A 17,871-nucleotide genomic window follows, 5' to 3' on the forward strand; every position below is an offset into this window, starting at 1 on the left:
GTAGTTGTGTTCCTGGTTATTAAGTGTTGTAAACAATAAGCTCAAGAAACAAAAAAAGTTAACTTCTACTATATCCGGTTACTTAAGCTTTCTCTTTATTATGTATAGTAATTTTCTAGGAATTATCCTACTGAATTCTATGATATCATTTTTTGTAACATTGTTATATATATCATGACAATAAGGGTATTTATGACTCAAAACTTGTTTTTAACCTGCAGGCTCAATGACAAAATTTAGTAAAAAACTCAGGGTATTTATTGGCGGATTACATAAAATTATAGCGGCTGCATGTCTTTTAAATTTTTTCTACATTCAGCCAAAACGCGCTTAAACTAAGCGTCAGCACATTATTACAGCGCCAGTTTAAATTATTATAGGGTCAAAACTCGCACCACGGGGCTTCTTTTGCCTTTTTTTTCGTTTGGTAAATTTCTTAATGTTTGTAGCTAAAGCAATTTAAGAGACCGAAAATGGTTTCATTCCAGCGCGTGATGCTGGAATCTAGTCTTTATTATGCAGCCACTTATTTAAAGTTAAGTTTTCTGGATCCAAGTAGTCAGGGCACTGGGATGACAGGAGAAGGTACTACCCTGACAACCGTCATCCCGCTACGTGTTAGCGGGATCTAGAGATACCGTGACGGTATGACGGTTCACGGTGGCATGACGATAACCTCGTCATCCCGCTGCTTGTTAGCGGGATCTAGAGGATACCGCGGCGGTATGACGGTCTCCGGCAGTATGACGTAGGACTTCTGTCATTCCAGTCTGGAATCTAGTTCTTATTGTACATTTACTTGGTGTAGAGTTAAGTTTCCTGGATCCCAGTGTTGGCTACTTGGATGACATCATAGGGGCGCTGGAATGACACCATCACAGAGTGAACCAGCGTCATACACACAACTCGTCATCCCTGTGGTGACAATGTTTGTTGATGCAAGATTATACCTTGAAAAAATTAAGTTTTAGTGCTATTAAATAGTTGTAAATTTTATCCCTGTGGTAGCTCTATGAATGTTGAAAGTAAGAAAATACATGATACTAAAATAAAATTACCAATATTTCTTGATTATCAATCTACTACTAAAGTGGATTCCCGTGTTTTGGAGGTAATGATATCTTATTTTGGTGAGTTCAGTAATGCACACTCTCGCAGCCATTCATTTGGTTGGACTGCTGAAGAAGCAGTGGAAAAAGCAAGGAAACACATCGCTGATCTGGTGAACGCAGATAGCAAAGAAATTATCTTTACCTCAGGTGCAACTGAGTCAAATAATACAGCAATCAAGGGCATTGCTCACTTTTACAAAAATAAAGGAAATCATATAATAACTGTCTGCACGGAGCATAAGTGTGTTCTGGATTCTTGTCGGCATCTGGAAAATGAAGGCTTTAAAGTTACATATTTGCCTGTTAAGCAAAACGGAATTATAGATTTATCAAAGCTTGAGGAAGCAATTACTGATAAAACAATACTGGTTTCAGTGATGATGGTAAATAATGAAATCGGAGTAATTCAGCCTGTAAAGGAGATTGGTAAAATATGCAGAAAGCATAATATATTTTTTCATACAGATGCAGCTCAAAGCTTTGGAAAAGTTCCAATTGATGTTAATGAGATGTGCATTGATCTTATGAGTCTCTCTAGCCACAAAATTTATGGACCTATGGGAATAGGCGCATTATATGTCCGTAGAAAGAATCCTCGTGTTAGGCTGATACCATTGATTAGTGGTGGTGGACAAGAAAGAGGTATGCGTTCTGGAACAGTTCCAACACCTCTTGCAGTTGGTTTTGGTGAAGCGGCACGTATTGCTAAAGAAGAAATGGAAACAGAAGCAAGCAAATTGGAAGGAATGAGAGATATTTTGTACAATAAGATAAAAGAAGCATTTCCTGATATCGTTTTAAATGGTGATTATGAAAATAGAATTCCTGGCAACCTAAACTTGAGCTTTCCCTATGTTGAGGGTGAGTCTCTCATCATGGCAATCAAGGATTTAGCAGTAAGTTCTGGTTCTGCGTGCACGTCTGCGTCTCTTGAGCCTTCCTATGTCATACGGTCGCTAAATAATGGCCACGACCTTGAGCATTCATCAATTAGATTTGGCCTAGGCCGATTTACAACTAAAGAAGAAGTTTTGTACGCAGCAGATCTTGTTGCTAAAAATATTGGCCGACTGAGAGAAATGAGCCCACTTTTGGAGATGGTACAAGAAGGAGTAGATTTGAACACCGTGAAATGGGACTTTCATTAAATATATCCATTCAGCCAGTCCAACTGCAAATGCACTTTGAAATTACTCTGTAACCATTCACAGATTTTCACTTAATTCTGCAATTCTTTGATCTCACTCATGGAGAGGCCAGTAAACTTAACAATAGTGTTGACATCAACATTATTAGCCAGCATTGCTTTTGCGACTTCAATTTTCCCTTCCTCTTTACCAATTTTTTTACCTTAGACCTGCTGAGAATCAAGCAATAAAAAGAAGGAAAGGAGGGTGACTAAAATCAAGGTTAACTAAAAGGCGTGCTTAAGATTCACAATACCAGCAATAATATTGAACCTCAGGTTGTATTTTTTCTGAAAATTGCGGTAAACATGAGACATAATCTTAAATATCTTTATCTCACGGATCTTATTTTCTACTCTCATTCTAAATGATGCTAATCTTCTATTATGCTCTTTCTGCTCTGGAGTTAATGGCTTTTTACGATACTTTTTATATGGAATTATAACATTGCTTTGCAATTTTTGCCAACCTTGATATCCAGAATCGGCATATTTTATGCTATCGATTGGTAAATATTTTTCTTGTTTCCTTATGCGAAAATCATTAATTCTACCACGATATGAATTTGACACTGATAAAATTCTTCCACCTTCTTCGATAACAATCTCAGTTTTCATAGTGTTGGTTCTTTTTTTTCCTGAATATGATTTCTTCCGTTTTTTACTATCTTCTGGTCTCTGTATTTGCTGTTCTGTAACATCAGCCAGAATCTTCAGTATTTTTTCTGGTGTCATACTTCTATCTTTTGTTATAGTAACTTTTTTGGCAAGTAATGGCTCTATTTTCTTCAGTAACCTAAATACATTTGCGTTGTGAACATTGAACAGGCACCCTAAAAATCTATGTGTTATGTAAGTGCGATAGTACAAAATTACGCAAAATAACTTATCTTCTAGAGTTGGTAGTTGTGATCTTCTACCATGGCACTTTTTCTGTTTTTCAAGTCTTTCCCACCCAGACCTAACTTTTTCCACTACCTTTTCGAACTCCTCTATAGTTAAACCTGTTATATTACGAAAGTTTCTTGGGTGTTTCTTCATGTTATAGTAACTAAAGCTCATTTTTTTACCTTACTCAATCTGCTTATTCTTCTTCTACTTCTCTCACATTATTTTTTCAATCACCTTTTGCAGCAGGTCTTATCTATAGTAATAACTATATGAAATTTTTGTTGTGAGCTTTTATAAGATGCCTCTCTTTCTTAATGAGATTTAATATAACCCTTCCTAAATACCGTGATAACCCACAGCTAGACAACCTTTATTCGTCCACTAGAAGGAAAAGCGGCAAGGAGCGAACCAAAAGCGATGAGAAAGGATCCAAGCCAGATTATAGACATTCCAGGTTTATAGTGCACTTTAGCTGCAATTTTGCTCTTACTCTTATCAATCTCTCCAATTACAACATAAATATCAGAAAGCAAATTGTGGTAGATACTGCTTTCAACATTTTTCTGACCTTCCGCAAGGTAAAATCTATATTCAGGAGTTACTTCACCCAATATCTTGTTATTCAGCAAATTCCTGATATCCATTGTACCTCTCACTGCATGGAAATTTTTTTCTTTTATTAGCTCAATATTTTGCAAAGTAACTTTAAATTTATTGACTGTTATGCTATCCCCTATTTTAAAGTAATTTTCTTTTTTCTCCTGCCAACCAACTGAATAAGCTATACCAAGCACTAGAATTGCCACTCCAGCATGAGCAAGCATCATTGCATAGTAGGATTTAGAAACTCTTCTTGCTAATAAAATTGATTCGCTCTTAAATAAACGAATTCTTTTACTGTATGCTTCTAAAACAAAGATTAATAATGCTATGGAGATAGTAATTGATAGCACAATTATTAGCTCCATGTGAAAGATAAACGGCAAAATAGCTGCAGCACTGCAGAATGAAAATCTATATTCACGGAATATTGGCAATAGACTATTTCCCTGCCAACGGCAGTATTGCCCGATCATGGTGAGCACTAGAATAGCCAGTGCAATAGGATTAAATAAAGAATTGTAATATGGTGCTCCAACTGAAATTAATTCACCGGTTAAATACTCAAGCACTGTAGGGTATAAAGTGCCAACGAACACGATGAAAAAGGCAGTGATGAATAATAAATTGTTCATCAGCATCATCGTAAGGCGTGAAAAGAATCTTCTACCCTCTGTCACTTGAGTAGCAGATTTCTTTCTGGATTCCAATGTTGAGCACTGGAAAGATGTGCGATTTTTTCTCGTAAACACTACAAATATTACTAAGCTACTGACTGTAATTACACCAAGTAGAGCTAATATATATAGTCCATACCTTGAGTCATCTGCAAACGTGTGCACTGAGGTGAGTATTCCTGAGCGGACTAGAAATGTTCCAGTTACACTCAATATAAAAGTTGTAAGCGTAAGTAAAATAGCGAAATTCCTTAAAGTATTGAAATTTCGTACAACGAGCAACAAATGTGTCAGCGCCACTGCAATTAGCCACGGCATCAAAGAAACGTTTTCCACTGGATCCCAAAACCAAAATCCACCCCACCCAAGTTCGCGATATGCCCACCAGCTACCCAAGCTGATGCCCAAAGTGAGCAGCGACCAAGAAATAAGTACCCAAGGCCTGACAATTTTAGCCCAAACATTTCCTTCAGTATTTGCAATTAATCCAGCTATAGAGAGCGAAAAAGGAACGCTAAATCCAAGGTACCCCAAATATAATATCGGTGGATGAATAGCAAGTCCTATATCTTGCAATATCGGATTAAAACCCAATCCATCTTTTTCAACGCTTGGCATTTTAGTGAAGGGGCTGGATTCAAGTAAAGTGAACAGTAAAAAACAAAAGCAAATCAAGCCTTGGGTGATCAAGGATACTTTCTTCAATTTACTGTCGTTATCAGTAAAAATACCCATCAGAAATAGGTAAAAGGTAAGCACTAATGTCCAAAGCAACATAGACCCTTCTTTATTTCCCCAAACTCCACAAATCTTATAGATCAAAGGTTTTGTTGTGTGTGAGTGGTAATATACGTTTTCGAGTGAGAAATCATTTGTAATGTGGCAGTAGATCAAAATAGCCATTGATGTTGATACACAAAAAAATATGGCAGTGGTAATAAACCGACAAGAACTAAGCGGTAAAAACAAATATGTCAAAGACAATAAGCAGGCTACCAATAGCAATATATTCCCAAGTTCAGGCATAAAAAATTATAGTTTTTATATAAACAATATTACTGATGACAAGTTAGAAGTTAAAGTGTTAATTGATGCTTGCTATTGATGCTAGCATAATGCCTCCGTAGTTAGCTGTGCTAGTAATGCTGGCATTAGTTAAAAATTAAATATTAAATCTTTATGCTTTTATAGATAGCGTTAATATTGAGGTAACATTGTGGGTACAACTAAGATTAGTAAATTTCCATTCAATATAAAAGGTAAAGTGGCAAAACAACATGCCGAACCAATAGTTGAAAAAAATCTCTATACTATTTTAGGATTCAAAAGTAGAGAAGATTTTGAAAATAAGACAAGTAAGCTTGTTAATAAAAAAGTTTGGCAATCATTTGTTGACTGCTTTGCAAAAGAAATAGATTATGCAGCAGCTGAAAAAGTTGTAAAAAACATCGTTTGTAACATTAGACCTGCTGCAAAAGGTGATTGAAAAAATAATGTGAGAGAAGTAGAAGAAGAATAAGCAGATTGAGTAAGGTAAAAAAATGAGCTTTAGTTACTATAACATGAAGAAACACCCAAGAAACTTTCGTAATATAACAGGTTTAACTATAGAGGAGTTCGAAAAGGTAGTGGAAAAAGTGAGGTCTGGGTAGGAAAGACTTGAAAAACAGAAAAAGTGCCATGGTAGAAGATCACAACTACCAACTCTAGAAGATAAGTTATTTTGCGTAATTTTGTACTATCGCACTTACATAACACATAGATTTTTAGGGTGCCTGTTCAATGTGCACAACGCAAATGTATGTAGGTTACTGAAGAAAATAGAGCCATTACTTGCCAAAAAAGTTACTATAACAAAAGATAGAAGTATGACACCAGAAAAAATACTGAAGATTCTGGCTGATGTTACAGAACAGCAAATACAGAGACCAGAAGATAGTAAAAAACGGAAGAAATCATATTCAGGAAAGAAAAGAACCAACACTATGAAAACTGAGATTGTTATCGAAGAAGGTGGAAGAATTTTATCAGTGTCAAAGTCATATCATGGTAGAATTAATGATTTTCGCATAAGGAAACAAGAAAAATATTTACCAATCGATAGCATAAAATATGCCGATTCTGGATATCAAGGTTGGCAAAAATTGCAAAGCAATGTTATAATTCCATATAAAAAGTATCGTAAAAAGCCATTAACTCCAGAGCAGAAAGAGCATAATAGAAGATTAGCATCATTTAGAATGAGAGTAGAAAATAAGATCCGTGAGATAAAGATATTTAAGATTATGTCTCATGTTTACCGCAATTTTCAGAAAAAATACAACCTGAGGTTCAATATTATTGCTGGTATTGTGAATCTTAAGCACGCCTTTTAGTTAACCTTGATTTTAGTCACCCTCCTTTCCTTCTTTTTATTGCTTGATTCTCAGCAGGTCTTATCTTTTGTTATAGTAACTTTTTTGGCAAGTAATGGCTCTATTTTCTTCAGTAACCTAAATACATTTGCGTTGTGAACATTGAACAGGCACCCTAAAAATCTATGTGTTATGTAAGTGCGATAGTACAAAATTACGCAAAATAACTTATCTTCTAGAGTTGGTAGTTGTGATCTTCTACCATGGCACTTTTTCTGTTTTTCAACTCTTTCCCACCCAGACCTCACTTTTTCCACTACCTTTTCGAACTCCTCTATAGTTAAACCTGTTATATTACGAAAGTTTCTTGGGTGTTTCTTCATGTTATAGTAACTAAAGCTCATTTTTTTACCTTACTCAATCTGCTTATTCTTCTTCTACTTCTCTCACATTATTTTTTCAATCACCTTTTGCAGCAGGTCTTGTTATATTTATTTTAGTTTTTGGATCTTGTATAGGACCATATGGGCCTTCTAGCTTAACAGAGTAACCACCAATACCAGCATCTTTTATTACCGCTTCATAAACCCACAAACCTGGCCTTCTATTTGCTCTAGCATAATCTGCACAATCTTTTCTTAATGATTTTGCGGTAAAACGATAACCAGGTTTTATATTTAACTCATTCAACCCTTGAGCCACGGAGTCAAAAAAGCAATCTCCTGTCTTTATAGCAATTCCTATGTTTAGATTTTTGGGACAAGCATTTTTTAAATTATGCAGTAAATCACTTGATTTTTTCTTTTCTTTGATTTGTCAAAAAAGAGCAATTGGTTCTCTTGTATAATTAAGCTCTTTCATATTGTAACTCTAGAATGGTAATTATATATTGAGTTTAACACTTTTTAATGGATTAGTTAACCTTTGCAGGCTAAGGTTATGCTCGACTGTAGGCATCACCTGCTTTTCTTGAGCTACTGCGTATCTTATACGTATTGCTACTTGTCACATTCATAATTAGATTCGTTTACATTGTCAAGTAAAAAAATAAAATTTTATAGCAAATTAATCGCTGAAGCTAGTTTTTGCTTGCGACTTAATTCATCTACTTTTTTGCGTAATACATTCAAATCAGTTGCTCCTACAAACAGACTATCCCCAATTATTAAAAAAGGTGTGCCACCTACTCCCAAATCTCTTACTAGGAGCTTACTGCCATTTATCATTTGCTCAATTTTGTTTGCATTATTTTTCATGGAACTATTAAAATCGTCCTCATCAATCCCTATGCTTTTCACTATATCCAATATGCTTTCGTCTGAAAATCCTCCTTTGTAACTTAAAGCAGAATAGTGAAAGTCGAAATATTTTTCTTTATCAATAAAGTAAACAGCTAAAGCGCTTTTTGCTGCCCTTAAAGAGTCATTACCAAGTATTGGAGCATCCCTAAAGATATACTTAATTTTACCGTCGTTAATTAACTGTTTTATATCGTCTTTTATAGTCTTGCAATATCCACAAGAATAGTCAAAGAAACCTACAGCTATAACACTACTATTTTCATTTCCGGAGTAAGGATAAGTAAGGTCAAATATTTGATCCTTGTATTGTGAAATTTTACTTTTGGTCACATTATCTCGAGCAGCGTAACTACTTTTAATCGACTCCTCTTTGAGAGTTTTTATGATCTTATCAAAATTTCTACTTATATAATTATCTAATTTCTCACCTATATAATCATCGCTTAGCATTTGGCTGAGATTTGAAAGCCAATTGTTTATTACTGGTAAACTTGCTACTGCCAGTATAAGGATCAATAAAAACGATATTCTAGACATACAATTTATTTAAAAACCTACAACATAAAACTTTAGTACACATTATCTGTATATTAAAAGAAGCATCTAATATTAATATATGAAAACATTTATATCAAGTGTATTTTATAACCAGTTTTGCCTCAAATGCAAACTTTACACAATAAAACTCAAGCACATTACCACAAAGTTCATCAGAAGACTTGGTAGCAGAGGCGCGCGGAGCATAAGACCTGCTGAGAATCAAGCAATAAAAAGAAGGAAAGGAGGGTGACTAAAATCAAGGTTAACTAAAAGGCGTGCTTAAGATTCACAATACCAGCAATAATATTGAACCTCAGGTTGTATTTTTTCTGAAAATTGCGGTAAACATGAGACATAATCTTAAATATCTTTATCTCACGGATCTTATTTTCTACTCTCATTCTAAATGATGCTAATCTTCTATTATGCTCTTTCTGCTCTGGAGTTAATGGCTTTTTACGATACTTTTTATATGGAATTATAACATTGCTTTGCAATTTTTGCCAACCTTGATATCCAGAATCGGCATATTTTATGCTATCGATTGGTAAATATTTTTCTTGTTTCCTTATGCGAAAATCATTAATTCTACCACGATATGAATTTGACACTGATAAAATTCTTCCACCTTCTTCGATAACAATCTCAGTTTTCATAGTGTTGGTTCTTTTTTTTCCTGAATATGATTTCTTCCGTTTTTTACTATCTTCTGGTCTCTGTATTTGCTATTCTGTAACATCAGCCAGAATCTTCAGTATTTTTTCTGGTGTCATACTTCTATCTTTTGTTATAGTAACTTTTTTGGCAAGTAATGGCTCTATTTTCTTCAGTAACCTAAATACATTTGCGTTGTGAACATTGAACAGGCACCCTAAAAATCTATGTGTTATGTAAGTGCGATAGTACAAAATTACGCAAAATAACTTATCTTCTAGAGTTGGTAGTTGTGATCTTCTACCATGGCACTTTTTCTGTTTTTCAAGTCTTTCCCACCCAGACCTAACTTTTTCCACTACCTTTTCGAACTCCTCTATAGTTAAACCTGTTATACTACGAAAGTTTCTTGGGTGTTTCTTCATGTTATAGTAACTAAAGCTCATTTTTTTACCTTACTCAATCTGCTTATTCTTCTTCTACTTCTCTCACATTATTTTTTCAATCACCTTTTGCAGCAGGTCTATAGAAGAGCAAAACGGAGTATTGAGTTTATTACCAACTCAAGTTCCCGGAGCACCAGCAACAGTGGGAAAACGTGGAAAACGAAAAATAAGAACATTTACGATACCACATATTCCCCATGATGACGTAGTGTTACCTGAGGAAGTGCAAGGGATAAGAGCATTTGGGTCAGAGAATGAACTGAAAGCGTTGGCTAACGTGGTAACAGATCATCTGGAATTGATGAGAAACAAGCACGCGATAACGTTAGAACATTTGCGGATGGGGGCGCTCAAAGGAATAATTTTAGACGCAGATGGCAGCGAGTTATTGAACCTTTATAACGAATTTGAAATTACGCCAAAAGTAGTAAATTTTGCACTGGGAACAGCAACCACCGATGTCAAGCGTAAGTTTCTGGAAGTATTGAGACATGTTGAGGATAACTTAAGTGGTGAATATATGACTGGGATTCATGCGTTGGTAAGTCCTGAGTTTTTTGATGCACTAACTTCTCATGCTAAAGTAAAAGAAGCATAGGAGAGATGGCAAGAAGGAGCGGCACTTCGGAATGATATGAGATCAGGATTTACGTTCTGTGGAATAACATTTGAGGAGTATAGAGGGCAAGCAACTGACCCTGAAAGAATTGTGAGAAGATTTATAGAAAAAGACACGGGACACTGTTTTCCACTAGGAACAGCAAGCACATTTACGACATACTTTTCCCTAGCGGACTTCAATGAAACAGTGAATACCCTTGGACAGCCATTATATGCAAAACAAGAGCCAAGAAGATTTGATAGAGGGACCGATTTACATACTCAGTCAAATCCTTTACCAATGTGCCATTGTCCAGGAATATTAGTCAAGGTCGTTGCAGCATAACAATACTGGTAGAGCAACTACAAAAGTGGTGAGGGATGGAAATACTCTACCTGTATGTCCCTTCTTAGCATTTAGAGATTAGTGCATAAAGGTAAGGTATGCAAGAAAAAATAAAAAGATTATTTGCAGATTGTTTTGCACATCTGGGGCAGCAAGCGTTGTATGAATCAAAGGATAAGTCATACATGGTGCAGATATTAAAGCAACAGTCAGATAAATTATATGGAATTGGTGAAGGACAATTTGTAGGAGAAATTTTGACTTTAGAAGTAAGTGTGTTTGATGTATTAAAGCCAATGGTGGGAGATACTTTTTCCATAGCTAGTTGTAGATACAGAGTACACTCACCGCCACTCAGAGATAACTCTGGAATGATCTGGAAAATTCAAGCGTCGAGGGTATAAATGCGTATTAACATCGAAGTCACCGGTAGTATTATACAAAGTATGGATGCTGAAAGGAAAAAAGTGGAAAAAGCGACGGTGAGGGTATTAAACAAAACAGCACTATGGGTAAGATCGCAAACTGTCAAACAAGCAAAACAAATACCAAAAAAAGCAATGAGAAAAAAGTTAAGTGTGGATAAAGCAAATAGAAAGCGTTTATGGTCGATAGTAAAGCTCAGTTCGCAGTGGATAGGAGTAGCAAAACTTGGGAGCATAAAACAGACAAAGATAGGAGCAAAAGTAGGAAGCCGTACGTATGAAGGAGCATTTATAGCAACGATGAAAAATGGTCACATAGGAATATTCAAAAGAAGGTACATGACACCGTTACCAATAGATGAAATTAAAGTAAACACGCAAGCTCGGAAAATAATGAAAGAGTTAGTTGATAATGAAGTAGAAAGAGTATTTGAGAAGTATTTCGACCATGAACTTAATTTTATTTTAAGAGGATCATAACGTATGTTTTGGAGAGATCTACATCAGAAGATTTGCACAACGCTAAAAGAAGAAATCCCAGCAATACAAACGTGCGAAATGTATCCAACAGAACGTCGGGAAATAATAGCGCCAGCAGTGTTTGTAGAGCTTGCAAGTTTAGAACCAGGGAAAGATCCGGGAACAGAGGAATTGGCGCTAAGAGCAAGATTTGAAGCGAGAATTGTAGTTGATGGAACAGTTGAGAATTGCTTGGTGGTTGTAAGGGCACTGGCAGCGGAAGTTGCAAGGGTTGTAAGTAAAAATACTTGGAACATGAAAAATATTGCACCTGGAGAGTTTTTATCAGCAGGAGGAGATGATTTTAGGCCAGAATTAGATGCATATCTAGTGTGGATGGTTGAATGGGTGAATGAAATCCATGTAGGGAAGTCAGTGTGGTCAGAAACTGGAATTAAGCCGCATATTATAGAGATAGGTGACGTACGTGTTGGACCATAATTTTGCGATTTCAGAGCTGAATAGGAAGTTAGCGAATATTATCCGTATTGGGCTTATTAAAGAAGTAGATTATGAAAAAGCGAGAGTGCGGGTAAAAGTAGGAGAGTTTATAACCGATTGGCTTCCGTGGGTAACGGCAAGAGCAGGAGAAGATAGAAGTTGGTTTGCGCCGAATATTGATGAGCAAGTAATAGTATTATCGCCATATGGAGAGTTGTCATTAGGGGTGGTGTTACCTGCAATATATCAGGAAAAGTATCCTCCTCCGGAAAGTAAAAAAGAAGTAAGTAGTGTAGTATTTAAAGATGGAACAAAATTATCGTATGAAAAGGAGAATCATCATCTTGAGATAAGACCTGCTGCAAAAGGTGATTGAAAAAATAATGTGAGAGAAGTAGAAGAAGAATAAGAGATTGAGTAAGGTAAAAAAATGAGCTTTAGTTACTATAACATGAAGAAACACCCAAGAAACTTTCGTAATATAACAGGTTTAACTATAGAGGAGTTCGAAAAGGTAGTGGAAAAAGTGAGGTCTGGGTGGGAAAGACTTGAAAAACAGAAAAAGTGCCATGGTAGAAGATCACAACTACCAACTCTAGAAGATAAGTTATTTTGCGTAATTTTGTACTATCGCACTTACATAACACATAGATTTTTAGGGTGCCTGTTCAATGTTCACAACGCAAATGTATTTAGGTTACTGAAGAAAATAGAGCCATTACTTGCCAAAAAAGTTACTATAACAAAAGATAGAAGTATGACACCAGAAAAAATACTGAAGATTCTGGCTGATGTTACAGAATAGCAAATACAGAGACCAGAAGATAGTAAAAAACGGAAGAAATCATATTCAGGAAAAAAAAGAACCAACACTATGAAAACTGAGATTGTTATCGAAGAAGGTGGAAGAATTTTATCAGTGTCAAATTCATATCGTGGTAGAATTAATGATTTTCGCATAAGGAAACAAGAAAAATATTTACCAATCGATAGCATAAAATATGCCGATTCTGGATATCAAGGTTGGCAAAAATTGCAAAGCAATGTTATAATTCCATATAAAAAGTATCGTAAAAAGCCATTAACTCCAGAGCAGAAAGAGCATAATAGAAGATTAGCATCATTTAGAATGAGAGTAGAAAATAAGATCCGTGAGATAAAGATATTTAAGATTATGTCTCATGTTTACCGCAATTTTCAGAAAAAATACAACCTGAGGTTCAATATTATTGCTGGTATTGTGAATCTTAAGCACGCCTTTTAGTTAACCTTGATTTTAGTCATCCTCCTTTCCTTCTTTTTATTGCTTGATTCGCAGCAGGTCTATAGATGTAGTAGATAAAATAACGTTGAAAGTAGAAGGATCAAGCGTAGAGATGACAAAGGATGGAATAAAACTTAAGGCACAAAGAATAAATCTAAATTAGGAAAAGGAATGAATAAATCAGTTATATGCCTAGGAGATCACTGCGGGGAAGCGTTGCCGCATTTTTGTATAAGTGGAAGCAGAAATATACTTGTAAACGGAAGACCAGTTTGTCGGCAAGGAGATAGTTTTACAGAAGGTAAGGTAATGGCACAAGGGTTGAAAGCAGTGTTTGCAAATGGTCATGGTATAGGAAGAGTTGGGGATTCAGTATCTTGTGGTTTTAAGGTAATAAGTGGAAGTGAAAACGTGTTTGCAGGCTAAAAATGAAAGGGATGAGCAAAGAAACAGGTAAAGAATTAGAAGGAATAGACCATCTTAAACAATCAATTATTGATATCTTAACCACTCCTATAGGATCAAGGATTATGAAACGGGAGTATGGTTCTAGAGTATTTGAATTAGTTGACAAGCCAATCAATAGGGATTTTACGCTGGAAATTTTCTCGGCCACAGCAGAAGCTCTACAAAAATGGGAGAGAAGGTTTAAATTAGAGAAAGTGAAGATAACAGACGTAAAAGAAGGGAGAGTAACATTGGATTTAGAAGGTGTCTATCTTTCAGAAGGTAAGTTCATAAATATTAATGGAGTAGTTGTTTAAAAATGCAGCAGCCAGAGATAATTGAAAAACTGAGCTATGAAGAAATATTCTCGAGAATGAAGGAAGAGTTAGTTCTTCGTGACCCAAGCTTTACTGCTCTTATTGAAAGCGATCCAGCGATAAAGATCTTAGAAATAGCAGCATGGCGAGAACTTTTGCTGAGAGAAAGAATAAACGAAGCGGTAAAAAGTAATTTACTTAAGTTTGCGACGGGAAATGATCTTGATAATTTAGCTGAATTTTACGGAGTTGAAAGGGAAAAAGAAGAAAAAGATGAAAATTTTAGGAAAAGGATTAAAGCAAAGATAGTTGGCTGGAGTACTGGAGGAAATTATCGGTATTATGCATTATCAGCAGATACGAGAGTAAAAGATGCATTAGTAGAATCACCTGTACCAGGAAAAGTACAAGTTTCGATCTTATCAACACAATTATCCACAACTGGCATACCCCCAGAAGAATTACTAGAAATTGTCAGAAATCAGCTAAACAGGGAGGATGTGAGGATTTTAACAGATACAATTGAAGTGGTAAGTTGCAATATTATAGAAGTAGATATCCACAGTAGAATTAGCATTAAAAGACCAGATATTATTGAAACGGTGAAGAAGCAATTTATAGAAAAATTTGAAACAACGAAAAGATTAGGATGGAAAGTAACGAAATCATGGATTATAGCCAACCTGTTTGTGGATGGGGTAGAAAACGTAGAATTAATCGAGCCAAGAGAAGATGTTGTGGTATAGGGGAATGAGTGTGCTGCCTTAAGAAGTTTAAATGTTGAGTTAAATTAATGCTATTACCGCCAAACGCAACAAAACAAGAAAAAGCGCTGATTGATGCAATCGATTACAAAGTAGACCCAAGCTGTGTAAAAGGATTTAAATTTAGCCTAGGGAAAAAAATATTGCCGTGTTTGGTTGAAGAATATGGATTGGGGGAAATTCTACGCTGGGTAAAAGACAAAAGAAAGGCGATAAAAGAAGGAATAAAATTTCAGCGTTTAAGAGGAACACCGGCGTCACTGAAAATAGCACTGAAGTGGGCAAATATAAATGAAGATATTACAATTATTGAAGAGCCACCTGGAGAACACTTTTTTGAATTACAGATAGGGATAAGAGACGTACCAAACGACTTCTTCGTTGATGCAGTTGTAGAACCTAGCAAAACTATCACTACCTTCAAGATCGAGGTTAATGAGGCTTTTCAATGACCACTATAATATTGGAAGATTTATTTTAGATGAAAGCTTTTTTGGCAGTTTGTTATCGGATTATTCAAGGGTAAAAATAGAAAAAGATGAGCCAGTGTTATCATTTGGTCGGAAGAACACATTTGAGCTAAAAATCTTAAATCCAACTTTTAAGTTTGGTACTTTTCGGATTCATTATGAGCAGGCATTAAGTAATGATCTGTATAGGCTAGATGTAGCAATACTTGGAGAAACCGAGCCTCACACAAAGAATTATAACGGTATTTATGAAAGAAGTCATCAGTGGAATAATTTAAAAACGTTATATCCGCTACCACAGAGCTTATTACCTGAGATTAAATTTGCCTAAAGCGCAGATAGTATTATCGGACAGTTGGAAATTGGGGGAAATAAACGCATGTTTTCCAGTTGGTAGTGTGGAAGAAAAAGGAAGTAAATTTTTACTAGGAAGTAGTAAACTGTCTGAAGAACTGTGGAACTTAAAGTACAAGCCAATTTTAGAAAGGTTTAGCGTTACCTATCATTACAAAGTAGAAAACTCTACCGATCAAAAAGTTATAAGATTTGGTTTAGCAGAACACAATGTTCATTTTGAAAGCGATTTAAATTCAGAGCAAAAGGATTCAATACATGAACCGGAAAATTACATTTTAGTGTTTTACCCAGGTGTACTAACATGGCACGAACATCGACATTTGAACAGGTCCTGGGAAGAAAAACAACCTATATGCTTAATGAATTAAATACATATATTTATATCTTCATACACTACATTAAGATTTGGTAAAATGTGTGTTTTTTGAAAAAAAGAAGTTGCTTTTTGATGTCAAAACAGGCATAACTAGAATAGTAGTGGGTAAACATAAGAAGTTTACTTTACGCTAGAATGAGCCAAATTGGCCATTTTATGTATGTTTTTATAGTGGGGTAACTAAGATGTTCATTTTAAATAAAAGACTAGAAAAATTAAAGGAGAATTCATTTAGAAAAATAGATGAGAGAGGAGAAGATGGTAACACTGTGTTGCATTTAGCAGCATACCTTTCTGATGAAAAAGTAATAAAGTTACTAATAGAAAAAGGAGCAGAAATAAATATAGAAAATAATAGCGGAGACAGACCATTACACCTAGCAGCATTCTATGGAAAGGTAGAGAATGTAAAAGTACTGTTGGAAGAAGGAGCAGATGTAAATGCTAGAAACGGTAAGAGAAATACGGCATTACATTATGCGAGCCTAATGGGGTATGAAGAGACGGTAAGAGAGCTAATAAAAGGAGGGTCAAAAGTAAATATAGGAAATGAAATAGGAAGGACCCCCCCTGCATGAAGCAGTATTTATGAGGGAAATAGGGAACGTGAGGGCAATATTAGAAGCGGGAGGTGACGTAAATGCGAAAGACCAAAAAGGATATACACCACTACATATAGCATGCAAGACAGGAGAAACAAAAGAGATAATAAAAGAGCTAGTAAAAGCTGGAGCCAAAGTAGATCAAGAGTTGGCATTACAGCAATGTATTATGCGAGAGTTGCTAGAAAAACTAAAGGAGTTATCGGAGCGGACAGTAGATGCGATATTGAGCCTAGATTTAAAAGAAAAAGGAGAAAGAAGGTTTGAAGAAATAAGGGAAAAGTTAGAAGAAGCGCCATTGGTCAAGAAGGTACTGATGGAAGTGGAAAAAGAGCTAGAAGATATGGATGAGAAGATAAAAGGGCTATAAAAAGAGCTTTCTGTAAGAGAAGGGAGTAAAAGGTTGGCTACAAGATAATAGGAAAAATAGGGGAAATCAAGCCTAAATTTAAAAGAAAGAGAGAAAAGCTGACAACAGCAGGAGGTAGATGCTATTATTTAACAGATTAAGCATATAGATTTATATCTTAATATAATATGTGGAAAAAATGTGTAAATTTAGCAAAAAAAAACTTGCTTTTTATGCCAAAACAGTCCTAAGTGAAAAAGTAGCTAGTAAATAAACAAGATTTGCTAAGCGCTAAAGTGAGCCAAATTGGAGGCACTTTATATTGCATTAAAAGCTGAGGAAAGTTATGGTAAAATTTAGTAAGAAAGAAAGAGAAGAATTTAATAAGTCGTGGAAAGAAGTATTAGATAACTCAATAGAAAATATTAATAAAAAAGACACAAAAGGAAGGACGATACTACATTACGTGGTAGGCATGCCAGATCCAAAAAAAGTGAGGTTATTAATCCAAAAAGGAGCAGATATAAATGTGGCGGATGCGGGACAATATAGACCACTGCACTTAGCAGTAATGGGGCACCGTGTAGAAAATACAAAAGAGCTGATAAAGGCAGGAGTGGAGGTAAACGCAGTGGAACGAAGTAGCAAATTTGCTCCGTTGCACCTTGCCTGCATGGTGGCAGAGATAAAAATAGTAGAAGAGCTAGTAAAAGCCGGAGCGAATATAGAGCAAAAGGATAAATTTGGCAAAACCCCAATGGATTATGCGAGAAATTATAAAGAGATAAAAGAAGTGTTAGAGAACGTAAAAATGGCAAATAAATAGAGAGAGT

General features: G+C 35.5%; 16 protein-coding genes and 9 pseudogenes. 18 read left to right on the top strand and 7 right to left on the bottom strand.

The window, feature by feature from the left end; translation table 11 throughout:
* Window positions 1-1,012: 1,012 nt before the first annotated feature.
* Window positions 1,013-2,260 carry an IscS subfamily cysteine desulfurase gene (locus AAGD69_RS02005; RefSeq protein ID WP_341812413.1) on the top strand — a complete coding sequence of 416 codons (1,248 nt, stop codon included), beginning with the start codon at window positions 1,013-1,015 and terminating at the stop codon, window positions 2,258-2,260.
* Between the two features lie 71 nt (window positions 2,261-2,331).
* Here the strand turns inward: AAGD69_RS02005 and AAGD69_RS02010 are convergent.
* From AAGD69_RS02010 to AAGD69_RS02020, 3 genes and pseudogenes are all read right to left on the bottom strand, one after another.
* A pseudogene (locus tag AAGD69_RS02010) lies at window positions 2,332-2,463 on the bottom strand (transposase); the annotation flags it as partial.
* A 63-nt stretch (window positions 2,464-2,526) separates the two neighbouring features.
* Complete coding sequence (locus tag AAGD69_RS02015; RefSeq protein WP_410529812.1) at window positions 2,527-3,339, bottom strand: transposase family protein; 813 nt, start codon at window positions 3,337-3,339, stop codon at window positions 2,527-2,529.
* Window positions 3,340-3,548: 209 nt separating this feature from the next.
* Window positions 3,549-5,369, bottom strand: a complete 1,821-nt coding sequence (locus tag AAGD69_RS02020) for a heme lyase CcmF/NrfE family subunit (RefSeq protein ID WP_341812414.1) — start codon at window positions 5,367-5,369, stop codon at window positions 3,549-3,551.
* Window positions 5,370-5,391: 22 nt separating this feature from the next.
* Between AAGD69_RS02020 and AAGD69_RS02025 the strand changes: the two genes are divergently transcribed.
* The 3 genes and pseudogenes from AAGD69_RS02025 to AAGD69_RS02035 all read left to right on the top strand — a co-directional run bounded on the left by AAGD69_RS02025 (window position 5,392) and on the right by AAGD69_RS02035 (window position 6,841).
* Entirely contained in the window at window positions 5,392-5,571 is a 180-nt protein-coding gene (locus AAGD69_RS02025; protein WP_264328606.1) for a hypothetical protein, read from the top strand.
* Between the two features lie 111 nt (window positions 5,572-5,682).
* A complete protein-coding gene (locus tag AAGD69_RS02030; RefSeq protein WP_341812415.1) occupies window positions 5,683-5,952 on the top strand; it encodes a hypothetical protein in 270 nt (89 codons plus the stop codon).
* 55 nt (window positions 5,953-6,007) lie between these two features.
* Window positions 6,008-6,841: pseudogene (locus tag AAGD69_RS02035) on the top strand (transposase family protein).
* 56 nt (window positions 6,842-6,897) lie between these two features.
* Here AAGD69_RS02035 and AAGD69_RS02040 read toward each other — a convergent pair.
* From AAGD69_RS02040 to AAGD69_RS02055, 4 genes and pseudogenes are all read right to left on the bottom strand, one after another.
* Window positions 6,898-7,224, bottom strand: a pseudogene (locus AAGD69_RS02040) (helix-turn-helix domain-containing protein); the annotation flags it as partial.
* Window positions 7,225-7,279: 55 nt separating this feature from the next.
* Window positions 7,280-7,510 carry a hypothetical protein gene (locus AAGD69_RS02045; protein WP_341812416.1) on the bottom strand — a complete coding sequence of 77 codons (231 nt, stop codon included), beginning with the start codon at window positions 7,508-7,510 and terminating at the stop codon, window positions 7,280-7,282.
* A gap of 365 nt (window positions 7,511-7,875) precedes the next feature.
* Complete coding sequence (locus AAGD69_RS02050) at window positions 7,876-8,658, bottom strand: DsbA family protein (RefSeq protein WP_341812417.1); 783 nt, start codon at window positions 8,656-8,658, stop codon at window positions 7,876-7,878.
* Between the two features lie 269 nt (window positions 8,659-8,927).
* Window positions 8,928-9,761: pseudogene (locus tag AAGD69_RS02055) on the bottom strand (transposase family protein).
* Between the two features lie 73 nt (window positions 9,762-9,834).
* Here AAGD69_RS02055 and AAGD69_RS02060 point away from each other — a divergent pair.
* The 14 genes and pseudogenes from AAGD69_RS02060 to AAGD69_RS02125 all read left to right on the top strand — a co-directional run.
* A pseudogene (locus AAGD69_RS02060) lies at window positions 9,835-10,707 on the top strand (major capsid protein); the annotation flags it as partial.
* 98 nt (window positions 10,708-10,805) lie between these two features.
* Window positions 10,806-11,111, top strand: coding sequence for a hypothetical protein (locus AAGD69_RS02065; RefSeq protein WP_341812418.1), 306 nt, complete (start codon window positions 10,806-10,808; stop codon window positions 11,109-11,111).
* Between the two features lie 42 nt (window positions 11,112-11,153).
* Window positions 11,154-11,612 (top strand): phage tail protein, encoded by a 459-nt coding sequence (locus AAGD69_RS02070; protein WP_341812419.1) that lies wholly within the window; start codon window positions 11,154-11,156, stop codon window positions 11,610-11,612.
* A gap of 3 nt (window positions 11,613-11,615) precedes the next feature.
* Window positions 11,616-12,092 (top strand): hypothetical protein, encoded by a 477-nt coding sequence (locus AAGD69_RS02075; RefSeq protein WP_341812420.1) that lies wholly within the window; start codon window positions 11,616-11,618, stop codon window positions 12,090-12,092.
* Window positions 12,079-12,459: pseudogene (locus AAGD69_RS02080) on the top strand (phage baseplate assembly protein V); the annotation flags it as partial. The gene AAGD69_RS02075 and the pseudogene AAGD69_RS02080, both read left to right, overlap by 14 nt.
* A 63-nt stretch (window positions 12,460-12,522) precedes the next feature.
* Window positions 12,523-13,356: pseudogene (locus AAGD69_RS02085) on the top strand (transposase family protein).
* A gap of 61 nt (window positions 13,357-13,417) precedes the next feature.
* Window positions 13,418-13,519: pseudogene (locus tag AAGD69_RS02090) on the top strand (phage baseplate assembly protein V); the annotation flags it as partial.
* Between the two features lie 8 nt (window positions 13,520-13,527).
* On the top strand, window positions 13,528-13,782 hold the full coding sequence (locus AAGD69_RS02095; RefSeq protein ID WP_341812422.1) for a PAAR domain-containing protein: 255 nt from the start codon (window positions 13,528-13,530) through the stop codon (window positions 13,780-13,782).
* Window positions 13,783-13,784: 2 nt separating this feature from the next.
* A complete protein-coding gene (locus tag AAGD69_RS02100) occupies window positions 13,785-14,120 on the top strand; it encodes a GPW/gp25 family protein (protein WP_341812423.1) in 336 nt (111 codons plus the stop codon).
* Between the two features lie 2 nt (window positions 14,121-14,122).
* Window positions 14,123-14,866, top strand: coding sequence for a baseplate J/gp47 family protein (locus tag AAGD69_RS02105; RefSeq protein WP_341812424.1), 744 nt, complete (start codon window positions 14,123-14,125; stop codon window positions 14,864-14,866).
* A gap of 47 nt (window positions 14,867-14,913) precedes the next feature.
* A pseudogene (locus AAGD69_RS02110) lies at window positions 14,914-16,079 on the top strand (phage tail protein).
* Window positions 16,080-16,272: 193 nt separating this feature from the next.
* A complete protein-coding gene (locus tag AAGD69_RS02115; protein ID WP_341812425.1) occupies window positions 16,273-16,665 on the top strand; it encodes an ankyrin repeat domain-containing protein in 393 nt (130 codons plus the stop codon).
* A 10-nt stretch (window positions 16,666-16,675) separates the two neighbouring features.
* Window positions 16,676-17,059, top strand: a complete 384-nt coding sequence (locus AAGD69_RS02120; protein WP_341812426.1) for an ankyrin repeat domain-containing protein — start codon at window positions 16,676-16,678, stop codon at window positions 17,057-17,059.
* A gap of 325 nt (window positions 17,060-17,384) precedes the next feature.
* Window positions 17,385-17,864, top strand: coding sequence for an ankyrin repeat domain-containing protein (locus AAGD69_RS02125; protein ID WP_341812427.1), 480 nt, complete (start codon window positions 17,385-17,387; stop codon window positions 17,862-17,864).
* Window positions 17,865-17,871: the final 7 nt, after the last annotated feature.

The sequence above is a fragment of the Wolbachia endosymbiont (group A) of Conops quadrifasciatus genome (genome assembly GCF_964027015.1).
GTDB lineage: Bacteria > Pseudomonadota > Alphaproteobacteria > Rickettsiales > Anaplasmataceae > Wolbachia.

Excerpts from the sequence above, each read along its gene's own strand:
- AAGD69_RS02050 (WP_341812417.1), bottom strand. The coding sequence starts at position 8,658 with ATGTCTAGAATATCGTTTTTATTGATCCTTATACTGGCAGTAGCAAGT.
- AAGD69_RS02125 (WP_341812427.1), top strand. The coding sequence starts at position 17,385 with ATGGTAAAATTTAGTAAGAAAGAAAGAGAAGAATTTAATAAGTCGTGG.
- AAGD69_RS02065 (WP_341812418.1), top strand. The coding sequence starts at position 10,806 with ATGCAAGAAAAAATAAAAAGATTATTTGCAGATTGTTTTGCACATCTG.
- AAGD69_RS02120 (WP_341812426.1), top strand. The coding sequence starts at position 16,676 with ATGAGGGAAATAGGGAACGTGAGGGCAATATTAGAAGCGGGAGGTGAC.
- AAGD69_RS02015 (WP_410529812.1), bottom strand. The coding sequence starts at position 3,339 with ATGAAGAAACACCCAAGAAACTTTCGTAATATAACAGGTTTAACTATA.
- AAGD69_RS02075 (WP_341812420.1), top strand. The coding sequence starts at position 11,616 with ATGTTTTGGAGAGATCTACATCAGAAGATTTGCACAACGCTAAAAGAA.
- AAGD69_RS02115 (WP_341812425.1), top strand. The coding sequence starts at position 16,273 with ATGTTCATTTTAAATAAAAGACTAGAAAAATTAAAGGAGAATTCATTT.
- AAGD69_RS02005 (WP_341812413.1), top strand. The coding sequence starts at position 1,013 with ATGAATGTTGAAAGTAAGAAAATACATGATACTAAAATAAAATTACCA.
- AAGD69_RS02070 (WP_341812419.1), top strand. The coding sequence starts at position 11,154 with ATGGATGCTGAAAGGAAAAAAGTGGAAAAAGCGACGGTGAGGGTATTA.
- AAGD69_RS02105 (WP_341812424.1), top strand. The coding sequence starts at position 14,123 with ATGCAGCAGCCAGAGATAATTGAAAAACTGAGCTATGAAGAAATATTC.
- AAGD69_RS02020 (WP_341812414.1), bottom strand. The coding sequence starts at position 5,369 with ATGGCTATTTTGATCTACTGCCACATTACAAATGATTTCTCACTCGAA.
- AAGD69_RS02095 (WP_341812422.1), top strand. The coding sequence starts at position 13,528 with ATGAATAAATCAGTTATATGCCTAGGAGATCACTGCGGGGAAGCGTTG.
- AAGD69_RS02100 (WP_341812423.1), top strand. The coding sequence starts at position 13,785 with ATGAAAGGGATGAGCAAAGAAACAGGTAAAGAATTAGAAGGAATAGAC.
- AAGD69_RS02025 (WP_264328606.1), top strand. The coding sequence starts at position 5,392 with ATGGCAGTGGTAATAAACCGACAAGAACTAAGCGGTAAAAACAAATAT.